The 24,714-nt window shown below is 72.1% G+C and carries 23 protein-coding genes; 16 read left to right on the top strand and 7 right to left on the bottom strand.

The features are described from left to right. Positions 1-2 precede the first annotated feature (2 nt). The 3 genes from ACZ5XS_RS08270 to ACZ5XS_RS08280 all read left to right on the top strand — a co-directional run bounded on the left by ACZ5XS_RS08270 (position 3) and on the right by ACZ5XS_RS08280 (position 2,392). Positions 3-1,721, top strand: coding sequence for a hypothetical protein (locus ACZ5XS_RS08270; protein ID WP_468648961.1), 1,719 nt, complete (start codon positions 3-5; stop codon positions 1,719-1,721). Between the two features lie 108 nt (positions 1,722-1,829). Then, positions 1,830-2,054 (top strand): hypervirulence associated TUDOR domain-containing protein, encoded by a 225-nt coding sequence (locus tag ACZ5XS_RS08275; RefSeq protein WP_468648963.1) that lies wholly within the window; start codon positions 1,830-1,832, stop codon positions 2,052-2,054. Further along, complete coding sequence (locus ACZ5XS_RS08280; protein WP_468648965.1) at positions 2,054-2,392, top strand: DUF3140 domain-containing protein; 339 nt, start codon at positions 2,054-2,056, stop codon at positions 2,390-2,392. The genes ACZ5XS_RS08275 and ACZ5XS_RS08280 overlap by 1 nt, the downstream gene beginning before the upstream one ends. Here ACZ5XS_RS08280 and ACZ5XS_RS08285 read toward each other — a convergent pair. Continuing rightward, positions 2,361-3,116: a nucleoside/nucleotide kinase family protein gene (locus ACZ5XS_RS08285; RefSeq protein WP_468648967.1), complete on the bottom strand. Its 756-nt coding sequence runs from the start codon at positions 3,114-3,116 to the stop codon at positions 2,361-2,363. The genes ACZ5XS_RS08280 and ACZ5XS_RS08285 overlap by 32 nt on opposite strands. Positions 3,117-3,201: 85 nt before the next feature. Here ACZ5XS_RS08285 and ACZ5XS_RS08290 point away from each other — a divergent pair, with 85 nt between their 5' ends. The 8 genes from ACZ5XS_RS08290 to ACZ5XS_RS08325 all read left to right on the top strand — a co-directional run bounded on the left by ACZ5XS_RS08290 (position 3,202) and on the right by ACZ5XS_RS08325 (position 12,132). Further along, positions 3,202-3,597 (top strand): YybH family protein, encoded by a 396-nt coding sequence (locus ACZ5XS_RS08290; RefSeq protein ID WP_468648969.1) that lies wholly within the window; start codon positions 3,202-3,204, stop codon positions 3,595-3,597. Between the two features lie 98 nt (positions 3,598-3,695). Next, positions 3,696-4,433 carry a beta-phosphoglucomutase family hydrolase gene (locus ACZ5XS_RS08295; protein ID WP_468648971.1) on the top strand — a complete coding sequence of 246 codons (738 nt, stop codon included), beginning with the start codon at positions 3,696-3,698 and terminating at the stop codon, positions 4,431-4,433. Next, positions 4,430-6,784 carry a glycoside hydrolase family 65 protein gene (locus tag ACZ5XS_RS08300; protein WP_468648973.1) on the top strand — a complete coding sequence of 785 codons (2,355 nt, stop codon included), beginning with the start codon at positions 4,430-4,432 and terminating at the stop codon, positions 6,782-6,784. Before ACZ5XS_RS08295 ends, ACZ5XS_RS08300 begins: the two co-directional genes overlap by 4 nt. Before the next feature lie 212 nt (positions 6,785-6,996). Further along, positions 6,997-8,502, top strand: a complete 1,506-nt coding sequence (locus tag ACZ5XS_RS08305) for a hypothetical protein (protein ID WP_468648974.1) — start codon at positions 6,997-6,999, stop codon at positions 8,500-8,502. Then, positions 8,499-9,440 carry a lysylphosphatidylglycerol synthase domain-containing protein gene (locus ACZ5XS_RS08310; RefSeq protein WP_468648976.1) on the top strand — a complete coding sequence of 314 codons (942 nt, stop codon included), beginning with the start codon at positions 8,499-8,501 and terminating at the stop codon, positions 9,438-9,440. The genes ACZ5XS_RS08305 and ACZ5XS_RS08310 overlap by 4 nt, the downstream gene beginning before the upstream one ends. Before the next feature lie 76 nt (positions 9,441-9,516). Next, positions 9,517-10,371, top strand: a complete 855-nt coding sequence (gene prcB / locus ACZ5XS_RS08315; protein ID WP_468648978.1) for a proteasome subunit beta — start codon at positions 9,517-9,519, stop codon at positions 10,369-10,371. Positions 10,372-10,513: 142 nt separating this feature from the next. After that, positions 10,514-11,677, top strand: coding sequence for a Nickel transporter NicT (gene nicT / locus ACZ5XS_RS08320; protein ID WP_468648980.1), 1,164 nt, complete (start codon positions 10,514-10,516; stop codon positions 11,675-11,677). Positions 11,678-11,859: 182 nt separating this feature from the next. Beyond that, positions 11,860-12,132: a DUF6355 family natural product biosynthesis protein gene (locus ACZ5XS_RS08325; RefSeq protein WP_468649146.1), complete on the top strand. Its 273-nt coding sequence runs from the start codon at positions 11,860-11,862 to the stop codon at positions 12,130-12,132. A gap of 76 nt (positions 12,133-12,208) precedes the next feature. Here ACZ5XS_RS08325 and ACZ5XS_RS08330 read toward each other — a convergent pair whose 3' ends face one another. Then, positions 12,209-13,168: a hypothetical protein gene (locus ACZ5XS_RS08330; RefSeq protein WP_468648982.1), complete on the bottom strand. Its 960-nt coding sequence runs from the start codon at positions 13,166-13,168 to the stop codon at positions 12,209-12,211. 11 nt (positions 13,169-13,179) lie between these two features. Beyond that, positions 13,180-14,652, bottom strand: a complete 1,473-nt coding sequence (locus ACZ5XS_RS08335; RefSeq protein WP_468648984.1) for an APC family permease — start codon at positions 14,650-14,652, stop codon at positions 13,180-13,182. Positions 14,653-15,005: 353 nt separating this feature from the next. Between ACZ5XS_RS08335 and ACZ5XS_RS08340 the strand changes: the two genes are divergently transcribed. After that, positions 15,006-15,542 carry a DUF5709 domain-containing protein gene (locus ACZ5XS_RS08340; RefSeq protein ID WP_468648986.1) on the top strand — a complete coding sequence of 179 codons (537 nt, stop codon included), beginning with the start codon at positions 15,006-15,008 and terminating at the stop codon, positions 15,540-15,542. Between the two features lie 9 nt (positions 15,543-15,551). On the opposite strand, the gene sthA is transcribed toward ACZ5XS_RS08340, so the two are convergent. Further along, positions 15,552-16,955 (bottom strand): Si-specific NAD(P)(+) transhydrogenase, encoded by a 1,404-nt coding sequence (gene sthA / locus ACZ5XS_RS08345; RefSeq protein WP_468648987.1) that lies wholly within the window; start codon positions 16,953-16,955, stop codon positions 15,552-15,554. A 94-nt stretch (positions 16,956-17,049) separates the two neighbouring features. After that, complete coding sequence (locus ACZ5XS_RS08350; protein ID WP_217237937.1) at positions 17,050-17,256, bottom strand: hypothetical protein; 207 nt, start codon at positions 17,254-17,256, stop codon at positions 17,050-17,052. 217 nt (positions 17,257-17,473) lie between these two features. Here ACZ5XS_RS08350 and ACZ5XS_RS08355 point away from each other — a divergent pair, with 217 nt between their 5' ends. Continuing rightward, on the top strand, positions 17,474-19,708 hold the full coding sequence (locus tag ACZ5XS_RS08355) for an MMPL family transporter (RefSeq protein ID WP_468648989.1): 2,235 nt from the start codon (positions 17,474-17,476) through the stop codon (positions 19,706-19,708). A 4-nt stretch (positions 19,709-19,712) separates the two neighbouring features. Here ACZ5XS_RS08355 and ACZ5XS_RS08360 read toward each other — a convergent pair whose 3' ends face one another. Continuing rightward, positions 19,713-20,813: a PP2C family protein-serine/threonine phosphatase gene (locus tag ACZ5XS_RS08360; RefSeq protein ID WP_468649148.1), complete on the bottom strand. Its 1,101-nt coding sequence runs from the start codon at positions 20,811-20,813 to the stop codon at positions 19,713-19,715. A gap of 261 nt (positions 20,814-21,074) precedes the next feature. Between ACZ5XS_RS08360 and ACZ5XS_RS08365 the strand changes: the two genes are divergently transcribed. Beyond that, positions 21,075-21,968 (top strand): GNAT family N-acetyltransferase, encoded by an 894-nt coding sequence (locus ACZ5XS_RS08365; RefSeq protein WP_468648991.1) that lies wholly within the window; start codon positions 21,075-21,077, stop codon positions 21,966-21,968. A gap of 107 nt (positions 21,969-22,075) precedes the next feature. Next, positions 22,076-22,402: a hypothetical protein gene (locus ACZ5XS_RS08370; protein WP_468649150.1), complete on the top strand. Its 327-nt coding sequence runs from the start codon at positions 22,076-22,078 to the stop codon at positions 22,400-22,402. 60 nt (positions 22,403-22,462) lie between these two features. On the opposite strand, the gene ACZ5XS_RS08375 is transcribed toward ACZ5XS_RS08370, so the two are convergent. Beyond that, positions 22,463-23,344, bottom strand: coding sequence for a Gfo/Idh/MocA family protein (locus ACZ5XS_RS08375; protein ID WP_468648993.1), 882 nt, complete (start codon positions 23,342-23,344; stop codon positions 22,463-22,465). A 279-nt stretch (positions 23,345-23,623) separates the two neighbouring features. Here ACZ5XS_RS08375 and bdeA point away from each other — a divergent pair, with 279 nt between their 5' ends. Continuing rightward, a complete protein-coding gene (gene bdeA / locus ACZ5XS_RS08380; protein ID WP_468648995.1) occupies positions 23,624-24,568 on the top strand; it encodes a bis(hydroxyethyl) terephthalate hydrolase in 945 nt (314 codons plus the stop codon). Positions 24,569-24,714 lie beyond the last annotated feature (146 nt).

A 24,714-nucleotide genomic window follows, 5' to 3' on the forward strand; every position in this document is an offset into this window, starting at 1 on the left:
CCTTGCCCACCCCGCTCGACCACGAGTTCGTCCGGTCGGCGGCCCGCGCCGCCGACCGGACGGCCGCCCCGCTGGCGGCCCGCCCCGACGAGGAACCCGCCGGTGTGCCGCACCGCGGCCTGGCGCGGCGGGTGAAGACCCTCGTCGCGGCATACCGTTCCCCGGACTCGGCACTGCACGGCAGCGGGCGGGCCGTCGCCGCCGCGACGGCCCACCTCCGTGCCCTGCGGGCCGCGCAGACCACCACCGGCCTCTTCGCCGGCGGCGACAACGTGCAGTCACCGCCGGACTCCGCGTTCACCGTCAACGACGTGTGCGACGCGCACGTCCTCGCCGCCGGCGGGGGGCCGGAGCTGCGCGACGTCACGGCCGCGCTCGCCGAGATCGCCGGCGCCGTCTCGGGCAGCCTCCTGACGGGTGGGGTGCACACCCCGAACCACCGCTGGGAGCTGTGCGCGGCGCTGGCCCGGCTGCACCGGTCGTTCCCGGACGACCGGCTGCTCGACCGCGTCGAGGAGTGGCTCGCCGAGGGCGTCGACATCGACGCGGAGGGCCTGTACTCGGAACGGAGCGCCAACTACGCGGCCCACGTGTCCAACCCGTCGCTGCTGCTGCTGGCCGAAGTGCTCGGCCGCGCCGACCTGCTGTACGCCGTCGAACGCAATCTCGCCACGACCCTGGACCTGATCAGGCCGGACGGCACGGTGGAGACCGTCCACTCGCGACGCCAGGACCAGAACGGCCCGTTCCCGCTGGCGCCCTACCTGCCGCACTACCGGCTGCTCGCGATCCGCACCGGCCGGGGCGACTTCGCCCGGGTGGCGCGGCTGGCGGCCGCCGGCGGTATCGACGACCCAGACCTGCTCGCCGAGACCCTCCTCACCCCGGACCTGTGCCGCGCCCTGCCGGCCCCGACCGCGCAGACCCTTCCGCGCGACCGGTACCTCACGACCGCACGCCTCGCCGCCCGCGCCTCGGCCACGGCGCACACGGTGGTGTACGGCGGCTCCGACGTGCCCGAGCACCGGCGCGTCCGCTCGGGCCTCGCCTGCAACCCCACCTTCCTGCGCCTGTTCGCCGGCGACGCCGTCCTCGACGCGGTCCGCCTGACGCGGGGGTTCTTCGACCTGGGCCCGTTCCGCGCCGCCGGCATGGAGCAGCTCGCCGACAACCGGTACCGGCTCACCGAAACCCTCACGGCCGCCTACTACCAGCCGCTCCCGAAGGACGAGAGGCGGGACGACGGCGTCTACCGACTGGTGGACGACGGACGTTTCTCGGCCTCGATGGCCTTCCCGGACCGGCCTCGGGACGAGGTCTCCCAGACGACCCGCGTCGAAGTGGACCTCCGGGAAGACGGTGCCGACCTGCGGATCGACATCAGCGGACCACGGGTCCCCTGGGCCCTCGAACTGACCTTCCGGCCGGGCGGCGTGCCGGAGGGCGCCGTACCGATCGGCGACGGACGCTGGTGCCTGACGACCGGGTCCATGACCTACCGGGTCGGGGACGACGAGATCCTGGTCGAGGCCGACGTCGAGGCGGGCGAACCGCTCGCCGGGCCGGACCGGAGCGACGTACTGCGCTACGACCCGGGTCAGGACTACACCGTGGTGGGCGGCACCGACGCGACGACCGGGAACCGCGTCTACATCGGTGGACTCGGCCCGCACACACTGACCGTCGCCCTGCACGCCCGTCGGCCCGCACCTGTCGTGTGACCCCTACAGCCATGGCCACTCAGGCATGGAGAGTTGACAGGAGTGCCGCCGCGGTCCGCCCATTCGGATGTACGTGCCAAGTATGGTGCCGGCCCTGAACCTGGCCGCATGACGAAGAAGGAGCCCCGCAAAGGGGACAAGGTCACCTGGAAGAGTCACGGGCAGGAGGTCTCCGGGAAGGTCACCAGGAAGATCACGGAGCGCACCGAGGCGGCCGGCCGGACCGTGGACGCCTCGGCCGACGAACCGCAGTACGAGGTGGAGAGCGACAAGACGGGCCGCTCCGCGGTCCACAAGCCCGACGCCCTGCGCAGGAAGGGCGACGACTCCTGATGGCCGGTCAGGGCGACGACCAGGACCGGGACGCGACGCTCGACGCCTTCGCCGAGGCCGTCAACATGACGCCGAGCCGGCTGGAGACGGACGAGTCCAAGAGCGTCGGCCAGAGCAAGGGCGGCGGGGACGGGGAGAGCGTCGGGCACGCCTCCGGGCGGCGGATCGTCGAACTGCTCCGCACCAAGAAGGCCGACCTCGGCGACGACGACGTCGCCCACATGCGCAAAGTGGTCGGGTACGTCCACCGGCACGTCAAGCAGCGCCCGTCAGGCGACGTCACGGACACCCCGTGGCGCCACTCCCTCATGAACCGGGGGCACGACCCGCTCGCTTAGAGCCACTCGGCAGACCGGACCGCTCGCGGTCCGCCGCGCCACGCTGACGGACCGACCCCTGCGGCTGCCGCACCTGCGGCTGCCCCAGGAGGTCCCGCACCACCAGATCCGCCCGCTCCCGCGTCGCGGCGACCAGCTCGGCGTTGTGCTCGTCGGAGCCCAGCACCCAGGCCACCGCCTCCTCGTGCCCCTTGCCGAACTCCTCGTGCCGGGCGACCAGCCGCCGTACCCGCTCCTCCTCGTCGGTCTCGCAGAACCACACCTCGTCCAGCTCGGCCCGGACCCGCGCCCACGCGCCCGTGTCCAGCAGCAGGTAGTTGCCCTCGGTCACGACCAGCCGGGCGGCCGGCGCGACCGGGATCGTGCCCGCGACCGGCTGCTCCAGCACCCGTTCGAAGCCGGGCGCGTACACGGTCTCGCCGTCCGGCTCCTGGACGCGCAGCCGCCGCAGCAGTGCCGCGTACCCCGCCGCGTCGAAGGTGTCGGGCGCGCCCTTGCGGTCGCGTCGGCCGAGGCGGTCGAGTTCGACGTCGGCTAGGTGGAAGCCGTCCATGGGGACGTGCGCCACCCACGGGTCGCCGCCGGCGTTGAGCGCCCGCACCAGGTTCTCGGCGAGCGTCGTCTTGCCGGCGCCCGGACTGCCGGCGATGCCGAGGAGCGCACGGCGGCCGTGGGCGGTGAGGGCGCGGGCGCGGGTGAGGAGGTCGTCGAAGGTCAGGGGCACGCGTCCGAGTCTGTCACCCGGCGTCGAGCCGATGACTTCAGGTGGGCAGGGCACTCTGGTCCGGGGGAGAGGAGGGAGTCACGCCATGTCCGACGACCAGGCGCAGATCCGCACGCTGATCACCGACTGGGCCGAGGCCGTCCACCGGGGCGACCTCGACGGCGTCCTCGCCGGCCACGCCGAGGACCTCGTGATGTTCAACGTGGCGCCGCCCCACGAGGGCATCCACGGCCTGGCCGCCTACGGGGCGGCCTGGCCGCCGTTCTTCGCGTGGCAGGCCCAGGGCGCCTGCTTCGACATCGAGACCCTCGACGTCACGGCCGGCACCGACGTCGCCTACGCCCACGCGCTGCTGCGCTGCGCCTCACCGGAAGAACTCGCCGAGCACCCCGGCGTGCGCCTGAGGCTGACCTTCGGTCTGCGCAAGGAACGGGGCCGCTGGCTGGTCGCCCACGAGCACCACTCGTTCCCGCACGACTGACCCGGCGCACCAAGAGGGGCGTAAGAGTGTGTCGTGAAATGCGCCCTGTGTGGCGTGCGCCACTCACTGGACCCGCCCTCGTGGGGAACCGTGTCTGTATGACGGAGCTCGGTCTTCCCGAAGACATCCTGGCCTGCCTCTTCGACCTCGACGGTGTGGTCACCAAGACGGCCGTCGTGCACGCGGCCGCCTGGAAGGAGATGTTCGACGCGTTCCTGCGCGAACGAGAGGGCGAGCAGTTCCGGCCGTTCGGCGACGCCGACTACGACGAGTACGTCGACGGCCGCCCCCGGGCCGACGGCGTCCGCACCTTCCTCGCCTCCCGCGGCATCGAACTGCCCGAAGGCGCCCCTGACGACCCACCGGACGCCCCGACGGTGCACGGCCTGGGCAACCGCAAGAACGACCTGGTGCTGGAGAAGATCCGCACCGACGGCGTCGAGGCCTACGACGGCACCCTGCGCTATCTCGAAGCGGTCCGCGCGCGCGGCCTGCGCACCGCGATCGTCTCCTCCAGCGCCAACTGCCGCGACGTGCTGCGCGCCATCGACGCCGAGGGCTACTTCGACGTACGCGTCGACGGTGTGGTGGCCGCCGAACGGAAACTGCCGGGCAAGCCGCGCCCCGACACCTTCCTGGCCGCCGCCCGGGACCTGGGCGTCGACCCCTCGCGCTGCGCCGTCTTCGAGGACGCCCTGGCCGGCATGGACGCGGGCCGCTCCGGCCACTTCGGACACGTCGTCGGCGTCGACCGGGTCGGCCAGGCCGACGCCCTGTACGCGCACGGCGCGAACGTCGTCGTGAAGGACCTGGCCGAGCTGGGAGGCAAGGCGTGATCACCGAAAGGGCGTACACCGTCGAACCCTGGGCCGTGCGCGAGAGGGACCTCGACCTCGACGTCCTCGCGCAGAGCGAGTCCGTGTTCGCGCTGTCCAACGGACACGTCGGCTGGCGCGGCAACCTCGACGAGGGCGAACCCCACGGCCTGCCCGGCTCCTACCTCAACGGCGTGTACGAGCTGCACCCGCTGCCCTACGCCGAGGCGGGCTACGGCTACCCGGAGTCCGGCCAGACGGTCATCAACGTCACCAACGGCAAGGTGCTGCGGCTGCTGGTCGACGACGAGCCCTTCGACCTGCGCTACGGCCGGCTCGTGGCCCACGAACGCACCCTGGACCTGCGCAGGGGAGTGCTGGAGCGGACCTGCGAGTGGATCTCCCCGGCCGGCTCCCGCATCCGGGTGCGCTCGACCCGGCTGGTCTCGCTCACGCAGCGGGCGATCGCGGCCGTGGCGTACGAGGTGGAACCCGTCGACAGCCGGACCCGGGTGGTGATGCAGTCGGAACTCGTCGCCAACGAGAGCCTGCCCGAGCCGAACGGCGACCCGCGCGCCGCCCAGGCTTTGAAGTCGCCCCTGGAGCCCGAGGAGGACTTCGCCTCCGGGTCGCGGCTGCGCCTGGTGCACCGCACCCGCCGCAGCGGATTCCGGGTCGCCGTGGCCGCCGACCACGTCATCGACGGGCCCGAGCGGACCACGACCGACAGCGAGAGCAACGTGGACGTGTCCCGGCTGACGGTCACCTCCGTCCTGGAACCGGGGCAACGCCTGCGGGTCGAGAAGCTCGTCGCCCACGGCTGGTCCGGTGCCCGCTCCCGGCCCGCGATGAGCGACCAGGTCGAGGCGGCGCTGGCGGCGGCCGCACACAGCGGCTGGCAGGGCCTCCTCGACGAACAGCGGGCCTTCCTGGACGACTTCTGGGCGCGTGCCGACGTCGAGGTGGACGGCGACGAGGAGATCCAGCAGGCCGTCCGCTTCGCCCTCTTCCACGTGTTGCAAGCCGGTGCCCGCGCCGAACAGCGGGCCATCCCCGCCAAGGGACTGACCGGCTCCGGCTACGACGGGCACGCCTTCTGGGACACCGAGACCTTCGTCCTGCCCCTGCTCACCTACACCGCACCCGACTCCGTCGCCGAGGCGCTGCGCTGGCGGCAGAACACCCTGCCGGCCGCCCGCGAGCGAGCCCAGCAACTCGGCCTCGGGGGCGCCGCGTTCCCCTGGCGGACCATCGAGGGCTCGGAAGGGTCCGCGTACTGGCCCGCCGGCACGGCCGCCTTCCATGTGAACGCCGCCATAGCCGACGCCGTGGTGCGCTACACGGCGGCCACCGGCGACACCCACTTCGAACGGGACACCGGCGTCGAACTCCTGGTGGAGACCGCCCGCCTGTGGCGCTCGCTCGGCCATCACGACCACCACGGCGTCTTCCACATCGACGGCGTCACCGGCCCCGACGAGTACAGCGCGGTCGCCGACGACAACCTGTACACGAACCTCATGGCCAGGGCGAACCTCCTGTCCGCCGCCGACGCCTGCGAACGCCACCCGGAGCAGGCGGCCCGGCTCGGCGTCGACGAGGAGGAGAGCGCCGGCTGGCGGGACGCCGCCGAGGCCGTCCACATCCCCTACAACGACGAACTCGGCGTCCACGAACAGCACGCCGGCTTCACCCGCTACCAGCGCTGGGACTTCGCCGGTACGAGCGCCGACCAGTACCCGCTGCTGCTGCACTTCCCCTACTTCGACCTCTACCGCAAGCAGGTCGTCAAGCAGGCCGACCTGGTCCTGGCGATGTACACGTGCAGCGGCTGGTTCGAGGAGTTCCACGACGAGGAGCAGATCGCCCGCAACTTCGCCTACTACGAGCCCCTGACGGTACGGGACTCCTCACTCTCGGCGTGCTGCCAGGCGGTCGTCGCCGCCCAGGCCGGCCACCTCGGCCTCGCCTACGACTACACCGCCGAGGCGGCCCTGATGGACCTCGCCGACCTGGAGCAGAACACCCGCGACGGACTCCACATCGCCTCGCTGGCCGGCACCTGGACCGCTCTGGTCGCCGGCTTCGGCGGCCTGCGCCGCGACGGCGACTCGCTCCGCTTCGCCCCGCGCCTGCCCGACAGGTTCAGCCGGCTCGCCTTCACCCTCCAGCTCCTCGGCCGTCGCCTGCGCGTGGAGATCGGCCCGGACAAGGCCACGTACACGCTGGTCGCGGGCGACCCGCTGACCATCCGCCACCACGGCACCCCGCTGACCGTGAACGGCGACGGCCCCGTCGTCCGAGGGATCCCGGCGCAGGAGTCCCGCCCGGCCCCGGAACAACCGCCGCACCGCATCCCCAACCCGCGCTGACTGCACGAAGTCCAGTCGCGACCAGGTCCTGCAGGCCCGAGAACCGGGCCTGCAGGACCTGGTCGCGTACGTGGCCGTCCGCCGAGGGCTTCAGGCACCTGGCCGATTCCGACCCTGCACACCAGTCCGAAGCGAGTTAGTTTGTCCATGTTTTTCTGCATTCCTGCATTCCTGCATTCTCTGCACTCACCTGCCAGGGGGAGGGGTGGACGATGGCCCACGGTACGCACGCCATGCTCGTCGGTCTGCGACGCGGCGAACCGGCGCCCGGGCCCGGCACGTCCTGGCGCACGCGGGACGAGTGGCTGCTCGCGGCCGTGGCCGGCGCCTTCACGCTCGCCCAACTGCTCCTCGTGCGCCCCGGTATCGGTCTCGGCTGGGACGAGACGGTGTACGTCAGCCAGGTCGGCACCCAGGCTCCGGCGGCCTTCTTCAGCGCCCCGCGCGCCCGGGGCGTCTCCCTGCTGGTGGCGCCGATCGTGTCCTGGTCGACCTCCACCGAACTGCTGCGCGTCTACCTCGCCGTCCTCTCGGGCCTCGGCCTCTACCTGGCCCTGCGGGTATGGCGCGCCCTGTTCCCCGCCCGGGTCCTGGCCCTGGGCGGCGCGCTCTACGCCACCTTGTGGATCACGCTCTTCTACGGCCCGCAGGCCATGCCCAACCACTGGGTCGCGATCGGTGCCCTGGCGTGCGTCGGCTGCTTCCTGCGCGCCCGCGCCGACCGCCCGGACCGGGCCGCCCTGTGGGGTGTGGCGGCGGGCGCCGCGCTCATGGCGTGGATGCGGCCCACCGACGCCGTGTGGGTCGCGCTGCCCCTGCTCGTTCTGGTGGTGGCGGCGCCGGCCCGCAGGTGGCGGCTCGCCGCCGCCCTCGTGGGCGGGCTCGTCGCGGGTGCGGCGCAGTGGGTGGTCGAGGCGTACGCCGGCTACGGCGGCCTGGGCCGGCGACTGTCCGAGGCCTCCGACATCCAGGGCGGACTCGGGTGGCACCTCGCCGTCGACGACCAACTGCGCAGTCTGGTCGGACGGACCCTGTGCCGCCCGTGCACCGGACCGATGCCCAACCCGGCGGTGACGGCCTGGTGGTTCGTCCTGCCGCTGCTCGCCGTCGTCGCCCTGGTGGTCGCGGTGCGGACCCGGCGCACCGCGCCCACGCTGCTGCCGATCGCCTGCGCCACGACGGCCGCCGTGCCGTACCTGTTCATGATCGGGTACGCGGCCCCCCGCTTCCTACAGCCCGCCTACGCGCTGCTCGCGATCCCGGTAGCGGCCGCTCTGCTCCATCTGGTCACCACGCCGGCCGGCCGGTGGCGGCCGGTGGCGGCGGCCCTGGTCGGGATCGGGCTCGCCGGGCACCTGGCGGTGCAGTACGCCGTCCTGGACCGCACCGTGGACCGCACCACGGCCGACCGCCGCGACTGGGCCCGCACCGCCGACCACCTGCACCGCCTCGGCGTCCGCCCGCCGTGTCTGCTCACCGGCCACGAGGCCATCCCCGTCGCCTACTACACCGGCTGCTCCTCGGCGGCGACCGGCGGCCCGAACGCCAACAGCACCCGGGCGGACATCCTGCGCACCACCCGCCGCATGCCGACCGCCGCCCTCACCCGGCCCGGCGCCGCGCCCCCCTCGTACGCCCCCGACTGGCAGATCCACCGGTCCGCGGGACGGGACCTGCACATCGCGCCTGCGCCGGCCCGCCGGGACGGGCCCGGATGACCTCCGGGCAGATCACCGTCGCGCCCACCCGCAGACGTGCCTGCTGGCACACCGTCCTCGCCGTCGCCCTACTGGTGGCCGCCGGCTGTCTGGCCCGGCGGCACTGGCCCGTGCTGGAGACCGGCGCCCTCCGCCTGGCCGTGGCCGACCAGGGCTGGCTGCTGGCCGGTGCCGCGGCGACAGGCGCGACCTGGCTGTGCCCGGCGCTCGCCCAACAGGGCGCCGTGCCCCGGCCGCTGCCGCCGGGTCGGCTCGTGGCCACCCAGTTCGCCGCCTCCGCCGCCAACCACGTCCTGCCCGCCGGGCTCGGCGCGAGCGCCGTGAACCTGCGCTTCCTCATGCGCTGCGGGATGCCGGCCGGCCGCTCGGCGACCGCGGTCGCGGTGAAGGCCGCGGCCGGCGCGGTCGCGCGGGGCGCCCTGATCGCCGTACTCGCCACCGCCTGCCCGGGCGTCCTGCGGCTGCCGCCCGGCTGGGGCGGATGGGCGGCCCTCACCGGAGCGGCTCTCGGCGGTGCCGTCCTGCTGGGCGTCCGGCTGTGGCCGCGCTGCCGACGCGCCCTCGGCGCGGTGCTGGCCGACGTCCGGGCCGTCCACGCGCGACCGCGCCGGGCGGCGGCGCTGTGGGGCGGCTCGCTGGCGTTCGCCCTGCTGCACGCCCTCGTCCTGATCGCCGTCACCCGGGCCGTCGCGCTGCCGCTGGCCCCGGCCCGCGTGGCCCTGCTCTACCTCGCCGCGAGCTGCGCCGCCGCCCTGCTGCCCACCCCGGGCGGCCTCGGCTCCCTCGACGCCACGCTCGGCCTCGCACTCGCCGCCGCCGGAGCGCCCCCGGCCGCAGCCGCCTCCGCCGTGCTCGGCTACCGCCTCCTGACCGTCTGGATCCCGTTGCTGCCGGGCCTGTTGGTGCTCGGGATCCTCGTCCGGCGCAGAGCGCTGTGACCGCGCCCGAGCGTTTCCCGGCCGCCCGCTTCTGGTAGGAGTCCGGTTGTCGGTCCACGGACGAGGGGGGAATGCCATGACAGGGAACGATCACGGCGGGCGCTTGGGGGAGGAGTTCTTCACCCCGGGATCGTCGTCCTTCACCGAGTTCCTGGCCGCGCACCGCCCCGAACTGCTCAGCACCCGCCGGGTCCTGCCGGACGGCGCGGTCGCCGCCCCCGACCAGGTACCGCACGGCACCACCGTCCTCGCCCTCACCTTCCGCGACGGGGTGCTGATCGCCGGCGACCGCAGAGCCACCATGGGCAACCTCATCGCCCAGCGCGACCTGGAGAAGGTGCACCCCGCGGACGACTACTCGGCGGTCGCCTTCGCCGGCACCGTCGGACTCGCGGTCGACATGGTGAAGCTGTACCAGGTCGAGCTGACGCACTTCGAGAAGATCGAGGGCACGGCGATGACCCTCAACGCGAAGGCGCGCCGCCTGGCCGGCATGATCCGGCAGAACCTCGGCCAGGCCATGCAGGGTCTCGCCGTCGTACCGCTCCTGACCGGCTACGACCCCTTGGCTCCCGAGGGTGAGCGGGGCCGCATCTTCAGCTTCGACGTCGTCGGCGGGCTGTACGAGAAGACCGACTTCCACGCCGAGGGGTCCGGATCGCCGTACGCCCGGGGCGCGTTGAAGAAGCTGTTCCACAAGGGCATGGACCGGCGCGAGGCCTCCCTGGCCGCGCTCCACGCGCTGTACGACGCGGCCGACGACGACTCCGCGACCGGCGGCCCCGACATTCATCGCCGGATCTTCCCCATCGTCTCGGTCATCACCGAGGACGGCTTCGAGCGGTTGTCCGAACCGGAGACGGAACAGCTGAGCCGCGAGATGGTCGAGCAGCGCCGCGACAGGCCGGACGGACCGAACGCGACAGCGTGACCGGTGACTTCCTGACCGGGCACTTTTCCCACCCGTGGTGAAGACCTGTCACGGGCTTTACTGCACATGACTTGCAGCTGCCGGAGGATGGCACAAGGCTGCTCGACGCGGCCGTACGCACAACAGGAAGATCCTCCCCCCGATGACGGCCGGCCCTGATTCCGCTCCGCCCCTCCTCCCCGCCACCGCCCCCGAGAGGGGCTCGGCCCGGCACCGCGTCCTCGGCTCCATGACGCGTCAGGAGTGGATCAGGGTCGGGGGGATGGCCGCCGTGGTCGTGGCCCTGCACGTGATCGGCTGGTTCACGCTGGTCGTGCTCGTCGCGCCGCACCACTACGGCATCGGCGAGAAGTCCTACGGCATCGGGATCGGCGTCACCGCGTACACGCTCGGCATGCGGCACGCCTTCGACGCCGACCACATCGCGGCGATCGACAACACCACCCGCAAGCTGATGGGCGAGGGCCGGCGACCGCTGTCGGTCGGCTTCTGGTTCTCGCTCGGCCACTCCAGTGTCGTCTTCGTCCTGGCACTGCTGCTCTCGTTCGGCGTAAAGGCCCTCGCCGGGCCCGTCCGGGACGACGACTCACGGCTGCACGACGTCACCGACCTGATCGGCACGACCGTCTCCGGGGCCTTCCTCTACGTCATCGCGGCCGTCAACCTGGTCGTCCTGGCCGGAATCTGGAAGGTGTTCCGGCAGATGCGCTCGGGGCACTACGACGAGGCCGCCCTGGAGGAGCAGCTGAACAACCGCGGCTTCATGAACCGCCTCCTCGGCCGCGTCATGAAGTCGGTCACCAGCCCCTGGCAGATGTACCCGCTCGGCGTGCTCTTCGGCCTCGGCTTCGACACCGCCACCGAGATCGCGCTGCTCGTCCTGGCCGGCTCGGGCGCCGCCTCCGGCCTGCCCTGGTACGCCATCCTGTGCCTGCCCGTCCTGTTCGCCGCCGGCATGTCCCTCCTCGACACCATCGACGGCACGTTCATGAACTTCGCCTACGGCTGGGCCTTCTCCAAGCCGGTCCGCAAGGTCTACTACAACCTCACCATCACCGGCCTGTCCGTCGCCGTCGCCCTGCTCATCGGCACCGCCGAACTCCTCGGCCTGCTCGCGCGGAAGCTCGGCCTGCACGGCACCTTCTGGAACTGGGTGACCGGCCTCGACCTGAACGTCCTCGGCTTCGTCATCGTCGGCCTGTTCTTCGCCACGTGGGTCGTCGCCCTGGTGGTGTGGAAGACCGCCCGCATCGAGGAGAAGTGGACAGCGGGCCTGGCGGCAGCCGCGGAGCGCGGAGCCGAGTGAGCAAGGAGGGCCTTCGCGCTTGCCGAGAACCGGCCGGGATCACTCCAGTGGCGTAGCGACAGAACGATTCGCCAGGTGAACGGCCACGGCAAATGATCATTCGCCGGGGCGCACCGGCCATCCTGGGTTGGCAGTTGTACCCCCCACCGACCAGGGAGATTCCCTTGCGTGTTCGTCGTATCGTGACCGGCGCCCTCGGTTCCGCCGCCCTCGTACTCACCTCCATGGGCGCGGTTACCACCACCGCGAGCCCCGCGGCGGCCGACCCGTGCGGGTTCTACGAAACCGGCTCGGACGCCTTCTACAACCACTGCACCTCCGACGGTTCACGGGTCGTCATCAAGGTGGAGGTCCCCCTGGCACCCGACTACGAGCGATGTGTCGGCCCGGGCAAGTCCTGGCTGGGCTCCGCGAGCAAGATCAGCGGCGCCTACTACGTCGGCCGCACCTGCTGACGAGCAGTCTCCCTCGGCAGTGCTCCGTACCGCCCTCGGCCGGGTGGTACGGAGCACTCCGTGTTTTCCCGCCCGTTCAGGTACGCAGCCTGAACTCCTTGCGCCCCTTGGCGAGCTGCCTCTCCGGGTCGCCGGTGTACGACCACGGGGTGCGCGTGGCACGCGGCCCCAGCATCCGCAGCAGCGACCCGGCGACGTCCTGGAGGCCCGCACAACAGGCCGCGTGCGCAAGGTAGTTGACGTCACGCAGCTCGCCCGGCGGCACCGCGTCCTCCGTCCGGCCCATGATCCAGCGCTGCCAGGTGCGCCGTACGTCGCTGATCGCGCCGTCGTTGTTCCAGTGCTGACCGAGGCCCACGGAGGCCCGGCTGTCCTGCGCGGCGTCCAGCGAGTGCCGGTACTCCTCGACTCGGGCGTACTGCACCAGCACCGGCAGCGCGCAGCCCGGCGGTGCCACGCCGGCCGCGTCCCGGGCGAAGTCGTACATCAGGCCGTGCGAGCCGTGCCAGCGGGACGAGTAGTAGTGCAGCACCTGGAGGTGGCCCTCCACGTTGTACTGGTCCCGCCCCTGCAGTTCGTCCCACCAGCGGGCCAGTTCCTGCCGGCGCACCCCCGCCGGGTACAGCCGCGCCACGGAGATCAGCGAGATCCACGGCGTGGGATCGTCCGGGTACGCCTCGGCGGCGTGCAGGCACGCCAGCACCGCGCTGTCGACGCGGTGCCGGCCGATCGGCACGCCCCGGCCCGCGGCGATGGCCAGGTTGAACGCCCGGGCCGTCTCGGTCGCCGCGTAGAGCACCAGGGCGTCGGCGCCGCGCGGTTCGGCCGCGAGCCACGTCTCCGCCGTCGAACTGCTCGCACAGGCCTGGGCGAGCAGCCGGACCCGGTGGCCCCGGGCGAGCCAGTCGGGGCCGGTGGCGTGCAGGAGTTCGCGCAGCCCCTGCCAGCGGCCGATGACGATGTCGTGCCGGGCCGAGCTGAGGGCGGTGTCCCCGCAGTCGGGGTGGAAGTCGGGAGCGAAACGGTCTCGCGCCATCGGAGTCTCCCTCAGAAGTCGGTGGGCAGACCCTCGTGGACGGGGGCGTGCGCGTCCGTATGGTCGTCGGGGACGTAGTCCGTCGCGACGGTCCGGGTGGCGTCGAGCTTCGCCGGCCGGTAGTAGTCGCTGCCCTGCCGCCAGTACCAGAGCATCGGGATCAGGCCGACGGCCAGGCCGCCGACGCCGATCGTGACCGAGGCGGTGCTCAGCTCGCTCAGTGACTCGACGAACACCCAGAACATGAACAGGGCGCCGAACAGCGGCCACAGCCCGCCGAACACGAAGTTCGCCACCGACTTCAGCAGCATCCTGCGGTAGGCGACGACCACCGCGACCCCGGCCAGCCCGTAGTAGACGGCGATCTGCAGACCGATCGCCGAGATCGCGTCGGAGAGGATGTCACCGACCGTGCCCAGGGCGTTGGAGGCGATCAGCATCACCAGTGCCACCGTGCCGACGACGACGATCGCGACCCACGGGGTGTTCCAGCGGGGGTGGACCCGGCCGAGCGCGGACGGCATCGTACGGTCGCGGCCCATCGCGAACAGCGAGCGCGTGACCTGGATGAGCGTGGTCTCCAGGGTGGCGATGGTGGACAGCATCACCGCGACGATCAGCAGCTTGCCGCCCCAGCCCGGCCAGACCTCCTCACCGAGCACGGCCAGCACGTTGGCGTTGTTCTCCTCGATCTGCCGGGAGGAGAGGATCACGTTCACCGCGATGGTGAACGCCTCGAACAGCAGGAAGACGATGCCGATGCCGATGAGGCCGGCGAGCCCCGTCGTACGGCGGCTGTTGCGGGTCTCCTCGCTCAGGTTGCTGGTGACGTCCCAGCCCCAGTAGTAGAACGCGGCGATGAGCGCGCCGGACGCGAAGCCCGACACACCGTCGAAGTGGCTGAAGCCGAGCCACGACCAGTCGAAGGCGCGGGCGCTGCCGGTGTGCACGACGGCGAGGACCGCGAACAGGGCCAGAATGGCCAGCTCCACCCCGGACATGACGAGCTGTGCGCGGACGGTGAGCCGGGCGCCGCCGAGGACGACCAGCAGCATGGCCACGAACCAGGCCGCGCCGACCAGCGTGGACAGCGCGGTGTTCTCCGCGAGCTGCTCGTCGAAGAGGGCGAGCGTCATCGACCCGGCAGGCAGCGAGCCCGCCACCATGAAGATGGTCGCCGAGATCACCAGCGCCCAGCCGCTGATGAACCCGAGAAAGGGATGGAGCGTACGCCCCACCCATGAGTAACTGGCGCCCGCGTTCACGTCGATCCGGCCGAGATAGCTGAACGCCAGTGCGATGCCGAGCATGGGTATCGCGCAGTACAACAGGGCCGCGGGGCTCGCCAGTCCCACCGTGCCGACCAGGACCGCGGTGGTGGCGGCCAGCGAGTAGGCCGGGGCACTGCCGGCGACGGCCATCACGACCGTGTCGAACGTGCCGAGGGCATTGGCCTGCAGCCCTCTGCCCCTGAAGTTGCTCATGGATGCGCTGCTTTCGGTCGTGCACGACGCGGGGAGGACAAGGCCCCGACGGCGTAAGGGGAGTGGGGGGTGGACCCGTCCCGGACGTGTGAGGGATGGCCTCGGATCAGGGGCGGTGAAGGGAAAAGGGGGGTGGCGGATACCGCGCGGTCGCTGCGTGGACAGTCGGTCACACCGTGTGTGCGTGTGATGATAGCGGGACTCATTGAGCTTTCAAGATTGACCGGGAAGTAACCTCCCAAGGTCATCGAAAGCCCCACTCCCGTACTTCTTTTGGGGTTGGAGATCCCGTAGCGGGAAACGCGGATCAGGACACCCGAGACAGACGAGCGCGACGCGCGAGGGAGGCGACGATGGACACGGAGCGGACGAACCCCGAACCGATGGGGGACGACGCGTACCAGCCCACCGGAACCAACGAGGAGCAGGAGGACGCGGCCCCGCTCGACCTGCAGGACGCCGTCGACGAGCGGACGTACGACGAGACCCTCGCGGAGGGCTACTCGCCGCCGGAGAAGCCGCTCGGTGTCACCAAGTACGGCACCACGGCCTCCGAACAGCACGACGGCGAGAGCCTCGACCAGCGCCTCGCCCAGGAGGTGCCCGACGTCACCGGACCCGCCGGCGACGGCATCGGCGACGCCCCCGGAGGTGAGGGCGAGCCGATCGACCCGGAGGCGGGCACGGACCGCGCCGGCCGTCTCGTGGCCCCCGACGAGGGCGCCCACCCCGACACCACGAAGGAGGCCGTCGCCTCCGACGTGGGCATCGACGCGGGAGCCGCCGGCGCGGAGGAGGCCGCCGTCCATGTCGTCGAGGACGACGCGGTCCTTCCCGAAGGACCGCAGGACGAACTCGCGGACGTGCTTCCGGACGACGAGGAGAGCTGAGCGGGACGCTCAGTCCCCGATCCGGTCGATCAGGCGGAGCTTGTTGGTGGCGTCCAGGGCGGCGACCTTGTAGGACTCGGCGAGTGTCGGGTAGTTGAACACGGCGTCGACCAGGTAGTCGACGGTGCCGCCGCAGCCCATCACGGACTGTCCGATGTGGATGAGTTCCGTGGCGCCGGTACCGAAGCAGTGCACCCCGAGCAGGGTGCGGTCCTCGGAGGAGACCAGCAGTTTCAGCATGCCGTGCGAGTCGCCCATGATCTGACCGCGGGCCAGCTCCCGGTAGCGGGAGATGCCGACCTCGAACGGCACCCGGTCCTCGGTGAGCTGGTCCTCGGTGCGGCCCACGAAACTGATCTCGGGGATGGTGTAGATGCCGATCGGCTGGAGGTTGTGCATCCGGGCGACGGGCTCCCCGCACGCGTGGTACGCCGCCGCCCGTCCCTGCTCCATCGAGGTCGCCGCCAGCGCGGGGAACCCGATCACGTCACCGACGGCGTAGATGTGCGGCACCTCCGTGCGGTAGTGCTCGTCCACGGTGATGCGGCCCCGCGCGTCCGCCGACAGGCCCGCCTCGTCGAGGTGCAGGTCGTCGGTGAGGCCCTGCCGGCCCGCCGAGTACATCACCGCGTCGGCCGGGATCTTCTTGCCGCTCTCCAGGATCGTGAGCGTTCCCCGGGGGTGGCGTTCGACGGCGGCCACCGTCTCCCCGAAACGGAACGTCACCGCCAGGTCCCGCAGGTGGTACTTGAGCGACTCGATCACCTCGACGTCGCACATGTCGAGCATCCCGGCCCGCTTCTCGACCACGGTGATCTTGCTGCCGAGCGCCGCGAACATGGACGCGTACTCCATGCCGATGACACCGGCACCGACGATGACCATGGAACGCGGCACCCGTTCCAGGGCGAACACGTTGTCCGAGTCCAGGATCGTCAGGCCGTCGAACTCGACACTGTCCGGCCGGGCCGGCCGGGTGCCGGTGGCGATCACGAAGTGCTCGGCGCCCACCAGCCGTTCCTGGCCGGTGACCTCACGCACGGCGACGGTGTGGTCGTCGACGAAACGGGCGGTCCCGGAGTAGAGGGTGATGTGGTTGCGGGACAGCTGACTGCGGACGACGTCCACCTCGCGGCTGACCACGTGCTGGGTGCGAGCGGTCAGGTCGCCGACGGTGATGTCCTCCTTCAGCCGGTAGCTCTGGCCGTACAGATCGCGCTGGCTGAGACCGGTGAGGTACAGCACCGCCTCGCGCAGGGTCTTGGAGGGGATGGTGCCGGTGTGGAGGGAGACCCCGCCGACCATGTCGGGGCGGTCGACGACGGCCACCCGGCGGCCCAGCTTGGCCGCGGCGATGGCGGCCTTCTGGCCGCCCGGACCGGATCCGATGACGAGCATGTCGAAGTCGGGCACCTCAGGAGTCTGGCAGTCCGGGTGCCCGCTTCGATAGAGCGACGGCCGACTGTGCTGCGGCCCGGGGCCCACGCAGACGTGGGTGGACTCCCGGCTACGGCAGCAGCTTGTCCAGTGCGGCCGGGCCCTCCGCCTCCAGTTTCCGCTTCGCCCATGCGAGGTTGCGCGGGGTGAGGTCCTTGCCCGAGGCGAGTACCACGTCCTCGGGTGACACCTCCGTGCCGGTGCGGGTGTGGAGCAGGGCGTCCGGTGTGGCACGGTCCTCGGACGGCCCGGTCGCGTCGGGTGGTGACGTCGGCATGATGTCTGCTCCTCGGATCCGGACAGTTCCTCGGTCCCGGTTTCCCTCACCGGGCCCGCTATCACCATTCAACGCCCAGGCTCACCCTGCATCCCGAGGGACCGGAAAACGTCCCGGGCGGCGCGGAGCGCCCCCCGCCCGACTCGGGATGCCCTGACGATCACCCCGGCGTCTAATGGCGGTGTCGGACGATTCGGCCCACCGGAAGACGAGGCCCATGCCAGCTACACCTACAGCCGCCCGGACCGGGGACGAGGAAGGGGAAACCGCGGCTCCGGGGGCACTGCGGCGACTGGGGGAGTGGTGCGCACGGCACTTCGTGATCGTCATCGTTGCCTGGCTCGTGGCGCTGGCGGCACTGCAGGTCCTGAACCGCTCCCACGGCGGCACCTACTCCGACGACTTCTCCCTGCCCGGCGTGCAGTCCCAGCAGGGCCTGGACGTCCTGAAGCAGCACGACCCCGCGGCAGGCGGCTACGGCAGCCAGATCGTCCTGCATGACGGGCAGAAAGCCCTGACCTCGCTCAGCTCGCAGATGTCGACGACCGTCGGCGACCTGCAGAAACTGCCGCACGTCCTGGCCGTCCAGAATCCGCTGTCCGGCCAGGCGTCGAAGGTCGGCCCGATCACGTCGGACGGCAAGACGGCGTACATCACGGTCCGTTTCGACGTGCAGCCCTCCACCCTCGGCGACGACTACCTGGACGGCGTCGACGACGCCGTCCAGCCGCTTCGCGCGGCCGGCGCCGAGGTCGAGTACGGCGGACCGCTCGGCGAACTGGCCCGGCCGGCCGCCGACGACCGGGTGAGTGAACTGATCGGCTTCGCGGTGGCGATCGTCGTCCTGCTGGTCGGCTTCGGCAGCGTCCTCGCGGCAGGACTGCCCCTGCTGACCGCGCTGATCAGCGTCATCGGCGGGCTGGCCTGCCTCGGCCTGCTGGCCGCGGCCTTCAGCTTCGCCACCGTCTCGCCGACCCTGGCCACGATGATCGGGCTCGGCGTCGGCATCGACTACGCCCTGTTCCTGATCACCCGTCACCGGCAGAACCTCATGGACGGCAAGGACCCCGTCCGGTCGGCGGGGCAGGCCGCCGCCACCAGTGGACGCGCCGTCCTGGTCTCCGGCTGCACGGTGATCGTCGCCCTCGCCGGCCTGTCCGCCTCCGGCGTGTCCTTCATCGGCAAACTCGGCCTCGCCGCCGCCGTCACGGTCGTCTCGGCCGTCCTCGGCGCGCTGACCGTGGTCCCGGCCCTGCTGGGCCTGATCGGCACCCACATCGACCGCTACCGGGTGCGGCGCCCCGTCGCCGAGACCGACGCCGCCGGCGGCGCCGTGTCCGAGGGCACCTGGCACCGTTACGCCCAGCGGGTGGCACGGCGGCCGTGGCGCTTCCTGGCCGCGGGAGTCACGACCGTCGTGATCCTCGCCATCCCCGTCCTGTCCATCCAGCTCGGCCACATCGGCGACGGCGCCGACCCCACGTCCGACACCGACCGGCGGGCCTACGACCTGATGACCGACGCCTTCGGGCCCGGCTCCAACGGCCCCCTCACCGTCGTCATCGACCAGACCTCCGTACCGTCGTCACAACGCGACACCCTCACCTCGACGGCGCAGAAGACCCTCAACGCCGTCGCCGGGGCCTCGACCGTGACCTCGCTGACGCCCACCCAGGACGGCGACGTCCTCATCGCCACCGTCTACTCGGAGAAATCCCCGCAGAGCGCGGACACCACCGACCTGACCAACCGTCTCGTCGACGACACCCTTCCCGCCGCCGTCTCCGGCACGGACGCCAAGGGCTACGTCACCGGAACGACAGCGGCCCAGGTCGACTTCCGGGACATCGTCGCGAGCCGGCTGCCCCTCATCATCGGCGTCGTCGTCGCGCTGTCCTTCCTGATCATCCTGATCGTCTTCCGCGGCCTGCTCGTGGCGCTCAAGGCGGCCGTCCTCAACGTCCTCTCGATCACCGCCTCCTACGGCGTCGTCGTCGCCGTCTTCCAGTGGGGGTGGGGCGGACCCGCGCTCGGCGTCTCCGGCAAGGTGCCCATCGAGAGCTACGTACCGATGATGATGTTCGCCATCATCTTCGGACTGAGCATGGACTACGAGATCTTCCTGCTGTCCCGCGTCCACGAGGCCTGGCTGCGCACCGGCGACGCCAAGGCCTCGGTCGCCCACGCCCTGGAGATCACCGCGCGGGTCATCTCCTGCGCCGCGCTGATCATGGTGAGCGTCTTCGCGGCCTTCATCGTCAGCGACAACATCGTCGTCAAGATGCTGGGGCTGGGCCTGGCGGTGAGCGTGCTCATCGACGCCACCGTCGTACGGCTGCTGATGGTCCCCGCGGTGATGACCCTGCTGGGACGCCACGCCTGGTGGACACCCCGCCCGCTCGACCGGATCCTCCCGCACATCGACACCGAGGGGGAGCGCGAGCGGACCTGAGGCCTCAGGGACGCTGCGGCCGCCCCGGTGCCAGGACGAGCATCGTGACGTCGTCGTGCAGGGCCCTGCTGTAGCCGACGAGGTCCGCCCACACGTGCACCGCCAGGGCGGCCGGGTCGTCGTCGGTCAAGCCCGTGAGCCGCTCGGTCAGGGGATAGAACACGCCGGCCGCGTCCCTGGCCTCGGTGACCCCGTCGGAGGCGAGGAAGAGCCGGTCCCCGGGCCGCAGCGGCACCGTCCGGCCGGCCGGCGGCACGGAGTCGGCCAGTCCGAGACCGAGCGGGCTGCCCGCCGGGACGTCCAGCTCGACGACCTGCCCGTCCCGCAGCAGCACGGGGGCGGGATGCCCGCACGCCACGATCCGCACCGCCCGCCCGTCCGCGGCGAACTCCAGCAGCACGGCCGTCGCGAACAGCTCGGAGTGCCGTTCGCCCGCCGAGTCCAGCTCCAGCCTGCGGTCCAGCCGGGCGGCCACCGCCTCCGGGTCCGGCTGGTCGAGCACCGCCTCCCGGAAGGCCCCCAGCAGCGCGGCGACCGTCGCGACGGCCGACAGCCCGTGCCCCTGCACGTCACCCATGACCGCCCGGACCCCGAAAGGCCCCTCCCGCACGTCGAAGAAGTCGCCCCCGACCAGCGTCCCGCGCTGCGCCGCCCGGTACAGGCCCGCACACCGCACGGCCCCCACGCACGGCGGCAACGGCGGCATCACGGCATTTTGCGCGGCCTGGGCGACCGCCCGCTCGGTGACCAGCTGGGCGTCGCGGCGGCTGCGCACGAACGACACGAACACGCTCAGCGCGGCCACGAAGCACACGGTGAGCAGGTCGGTGCTGCCGGGATCGTCCAGGTGGAAGGCAGGCACGAACAGCACCGCCACCACCGAGGCGCCGAGCACCGCGGTCGCCGCCGGACCGTAGGACAGGACGGCCAGCGGAGGGATGGCGCCGAGCACGAACCCGATGTCGAGCGGTGCGGAGCTGATCAGGGTCGCCGCACACACGCCTGCCAGCAGAGCGGCCGGCAGCACCCGCACCCAGCCCGGCGGCGGGGCGCCCCGCAGCCAGCCACGCCGGTCCCGTTCGGGGCGCGACCACCGGCCGCGCAGAGTGCTCACATCCCTACGCTGCTACGCCGGCCCCCGTCCCGCATGCCGGGGCCGTGTCCGCGCCATGGGGCTGCGTGCGGACAAATAGCCTTCACGGGCCACTCGAACGGTGTACCGTGAGGCGCCACGCCCTGAGACCGACGGAAGGAGGCGAGTGCCGTGCAGATCACGACAACCACCCAGCGCTCCCTTTCCGTTGCTCCGGCGTGCTTCGTCTGACCGGGAGCGCTCCACGCAGCATGCTTCTCGGAGGACACACCCATGACCGACCCGGTCATCCGCGCGCTCGACGAGCGCGACGCCCATCTCTTCGACACCCTGCCCGACCCGCTCGGCGCACGTGAGGGACACCGGACCACCCGGCACCGCCCCGACTGGAAGCGGGTCGCCCTGCGCGACGGCGCGGTCGTGGCACGCGGCGCCTGGTGGGGCGGACCCGACGACGCCGAACCCCTCAACATCAACTGGTTCGACGTGGCCGAGGGCGAGGAGGAGGCCGGCGCCGAACTCCTGCGCAGCGTCCCCTGGCAGGTCGAACTCGAACTGAACCTGCCCGGAGGCTGGCGCGAGGACCCCGCCCTGCGTGCTGCCGCCGAGTCCCGTTTCACGGCCGCACGCAAGGCCGGGTACGAGCTCCTGGTGGAACGCTTCCTGTACCGCTGGACACCGGAGTGCGGCCTGCCCGAACGGCCCGGCCGGCTGGTCTTCCGCCCGGAGCCGGACGACGAGGTCTTCCTCGACGCGTTGCGCCGCATCCACTCGGTGACCCTGGACGCCCACGCCCTGCGGTCCATCGAGGAGGGCGGAGTGGACCAGGCGGCCCAGGAGGAGATCGACTTCTTCCACTGGTGCCCGTCGCCGCGGGAATGGTGGCAGGTGGCCCACACCCCGCAGGGAGAACCGGTCGGGATCCACATCCCGGCGCACAATCCGTCTGGCCCCTGCGTCGGCTTCATCGGAGTCCTGCCGCAGCAGCGAGGACACGGCTACGCCTACGACCTCCTGGCGGAGTGCACCCACTTCCTGGTCGAGCAGGGCGCGGAGTTCGTCTCCGCCGCCACGGACCAGGGCAACTTCCCGATGGCCGCCAACTTCACCAAGGCGGGCTTCCCCGTCGTACGGGAGCGCATCAACTTCCAGCCGCGCACCGGCTGAGGTGAGCGGGCCTTCCCGGCACCGTCAGACGGCTCCGGCCGTCTGCCGGTGCCGGGTGGCATCCTGATCGTCGGATGGATCGGCGGCGGGCGACGGAGGCGGGAGCGGTGGGGTTCGACGGCGAGGTCTGGCGGGTGCGCAGCGGCGAGGAGGCGGTCGGGGAGATCGTGATCGACGACGTCGACTTCCCCTGGCTCGCGGGGAGGTTCACGGCCGGTCCGGCGTACGGCGCGGTCCGGGAACTGTTCGTCCGCGAGCTCGCCCTGGCGGAGCGGGACGACGAGGCGCACCGGCAGGAGTGGGAGGCGGCCTACGACGAGATCCGGCACCGCGTGTCGCTGTCCTCGCCGGACGGTCCCGTGCCCGAGTTCCTGCTGCACATCGAGCAGGACCGGGCCTGGTTCCGGTGGAGCGACGAGCCGTTCGCCGACTAGCGGTTCGCCCGGCGGGCCGAGCGGCCGGCCGGGCGAGGAAGCCGTCGCCGGATCCCGCCGTCAGTCGCCGTCCAGCACGTCCTGCGCCGCCGCGAGGATCTCGGTGACCCGCAGTCCGAAGCGGGCGTCGCACGGGTGCGGCTGGTCGGTGCGGGCGGCGTCGAGCAGGACGTCCACCGCCCGGGACAGGGCGGTGAGGACCCCCTCGGGGCTCTCCGGAAGCAGCGTCACCCCGGACTCGCCCCTCAGCTCAAGGACAGCTCCCGCCGCGGCGGCCGGGGCCGTGAGGCTCAGCGTCATCGTGCTCGACGCGCCGCCCGCGTGGTCGAGGACCACGTGCACGGTGTCGCCCGGGCCGTGCGCGGCCGCCGCCACCCGCCGGACGTCGCCGAGCACCGGCAGCAGCACGGACAGCGCGTGCGGGCCCACGTCCCACAGGGCGCCCTTCTCCCGCCGCCACGGCGAGTCCGCGAAGGGGCTGTCACTGGTGAACACCGAGCCCAGCCACTCGGCCCGCCCGGTGAACCAGCCCTGCGCCCCCGCCTGTTCGGCGATCCACGTGCCGGTCTCCGACTGGAAGCGGGTGGTGAAGAAGACGACGGAGGCGACGCCGGCCGCCTCGACGGCCTCGACCACCGCCCGCCCCTCCGCCACGGTCGCGGCGAGGGGCTTGTCCAGCAGCAGATGGCACCCCGCCCGCGCGGCCCGCACCGCGAGGTCCGCCTGCACGGCCGGCGGCAGGGCCACGGCCACCGCGTCCACATCGGCGAACAGCGTGTCCACGTCGTCGTAGGCGCGCGTGCCGTGCAGGTCGGCCAGTTCCTTGGCCGCGTCCGAGCGACGGCCCCACACCCCGACGAAGTCCAGTTGCTCGTGTGCGCTCAGGGCCGGGGCGTGGGCCATCCGGGCCCAGGGTCCGGTTCCGAGCAGTCCGATGCGCATGCCGCCGCCTCTCCACGCCCTACGACCTGGTGACGACCGGCTCAGCGGGCGCCGAGGGTGAGCGTGTCACACCGGCCGGGCGGACGCGCAAGCCCCCTGGGGCGGCCGAGGGCGGGACGGGGCGGCGGCACGAGACCGGTGACATTGCCGGTCCCCGCGCCGGGGGCGCCCGCCGACAGTGGCACGACCAGCAGTCCGCGGCGCCCGCCGACGCGGCACACCCGTGGTGTGCCGGCCCACCGCCGGGCGGCCCGCCACGACAGAACAGGACGACTCGTCGTGCACCAGCACCCGCAGAACACCGCACTTCCCGGGGCCTTCCGCCCGTCCCCGCACCGCGTCGGCCGTCCCGGAGCCCACCGGTTCACCGGTGCCCTGGCGGCGATCGCCGCGACCGTGGCGCTCGGCACCCTCGCCGTCCCCGGCGCCCAGGCGGCCGACAACCCGTACGAGCGCGGCCCGGCACCCACCAACGCCTCCATCGAGGCACTGCGCGGTCCCTACGCCGTCTCCGAGACGACCGTGTCCCGCGCGGCCGTCACCGGGTTCGGCGGCGGCACGGTCTACTACCCCACGCGCACCGCTGACGGAACCTTCGGAGCCGTCGTCGTCTCGCCCGGCTACACCGGGACCCAGTCCTCCATCGCCTGGCTGGGACCGCGCCTGGCGTCCCAGGGCTTCGTCGTCTTCACGATCGACACCCTCAGCACCCTGGACCAGCCGGACTCCCGGGGCCGCCAGCTGCTCGCCGCCCTCGACCACCTCACCGAACGCAGCCCGGTGCGCGCCCGCATCGACAGCAGCCGGCTCGGCGTCATGGGGCACTCGATGGGCGGCGGCGGCAGTCTCGAGGCCGCGAAGTCCCGGCCCGCTCTCCGGGCGGCGATCCCCCTGACGCCCTGGAACACCGACAAGTCCTGGCCCGAGATCAGCACACCCACCCTGATCGTCGGTGCCGACGGCGACAGCGTGGCATCGGTCGCGAGCCACGCCGAGCCCTTCTACAACAGCCTGCCCTCCTCCCTCGACCGCGCCTACCTGGAGCTGAACAACGCCACCCACTTCGCACCGATCACGTCGAACACGACGATCGCGAAGTACAGCGTTTCCTGGCTCAAGCGGTTCATCGACAACGACACCCGCTACGAGCAGTTCCTGTGCCCGCTGCCGCGGCCGAGCCTGACGATCGAGGAGTACCGGGGCAACTGCCCGCACGGCTCCTGACGGCGCCGACGGCGTTGTGCCGGTGCACGGCCGCCCCTCGGAGAGGCTGGGCGCCGGCACAAGCCGTCCACCCGTTCGGACGTGCGGCTTCCGCCTCTCGTTACGGGTCAGTAGCGTCGCGGGAATGACCGGACCCAGGACCGTGC

Source organism: Streptomyces sp. NPDC033131, assembly GCF_055578365.1.

What these genes read in the sequence shown, in the direction of transcription:
- ACZ5XS_RS08275 (WP_468648963.1), top strand. Translation starts at nt 1,830, where the DNA reads ATGACGAAGAAGGAGCCCCGCAAAGGGGACAAGGTCACCTGGAAGAGT.
- ACZ5XS_RS08280 (WP_468648965.1), top strand. Translation starts at nt 2,054, where the DNA reads ATGGCCGGTCAGGGCGACGACCAGGACCGGGACGCGACGCTCGACGCC.
- ACZ5XS_RS08290 (WP_468648969.1), top strand. Translation starts at nt 3,202, where the DNA reads ATGTCCGACGACCAGGCGCAGATCCGCACGCTGATCACCGACTGGGCC.
- ACZ5XS_RS08295 (WP_468648971.1), top strand. Translation starts at nt 3,696, where the DNA reads ATGACGGAGCTCGGTCTTCCCGAAGACATCCTGGCCTGCCTCTTCGAC.
- ACZ5XS_RS08305 (WP_468648974.1), top strand. Translation starts at nt 6,997, where the DNA reads ATGGCCCACGGTACGCACGCCATGCTCGTCGGTCTGCGACGCGGCGAA.
- ACZ5XS_RS08310 (WP_468648976.1), top strand. Translation starts at nt 8,499, where the DNA reads ATGACCTCCGGGCAGATCACCGTCGCGCCCACCCGCAGACGTGCCTGC.
- prcB (WP_468648978.1), top strand. Translation starts at nt 9,517, where the DNA reads ATGACAGGGAACGATCACGGCGGGCGCTTGGGGGAGGAGTTCTTCACC.
- nicT (WP_468648980.1), top strand. Translation starts at nt 10,514, where the DNA reads ATGACGGCCGGCCCTGATTCCGCTCCGCCCCTCCTCCCCGCCACCGCC.
- ACZ5XS_RS08330 (WP_468648982.1), bottom strand. Translation starts at nt 13,168, where the DNA reads ATGGCGCGAGACCGTTTCGCTCCCGACTTCCACCCCGACTGCGGGGAC.
- ACZ5XS_RS08335 (WP_468648984.1), bottom strand. Translation starts at nt 14,652, where the DNA reads ATGAGCAACTTCAGGGGCAGAGGGCTGCAGGCCAATGCCCTCGGCACG.
- ACZ5XS_RS08340 (WP_468648986.1), top strand. Translation starts at nt 15,006, where the DNA reads ATGGACACGGAGCGGACGAACCCCGAACCGATGGGGGACGACGCGTAC.
- ACZ5XS_RS08350 (WP_217237937.1), bottom strand. Translation starts at nt 17,256, where the DNA reads ATGCCGACGTCACCACCCGACGCGACCGGGCCGTCCGAGGACCGTGCC.
- ACZ5XS_RS08355 (WP_468648989.1), top strand. Translation starts at nt 17,474, where the DNA reads ATGCCAGCTACACCTACAGCCGCCCGGACCGGGGACGAGGAAGGGGAA.
- ACZ5XS_RS08365 (WP_468648991.1), top strand. Translation starts at nt 21,075, where the DNA reads ATGACCGACCCGGTCATCCGCGCGCTCGACGAGCGCGACGCCCATCTC.
- ACZ5XS_RS08375 (WP_468648993.1), bottom strand. Translation starts at nt 23,344, where the DNA reads ATGCGCATCGGACTGCTCGGAACCGGACCCTGGGCCCGGATGGCCCAC.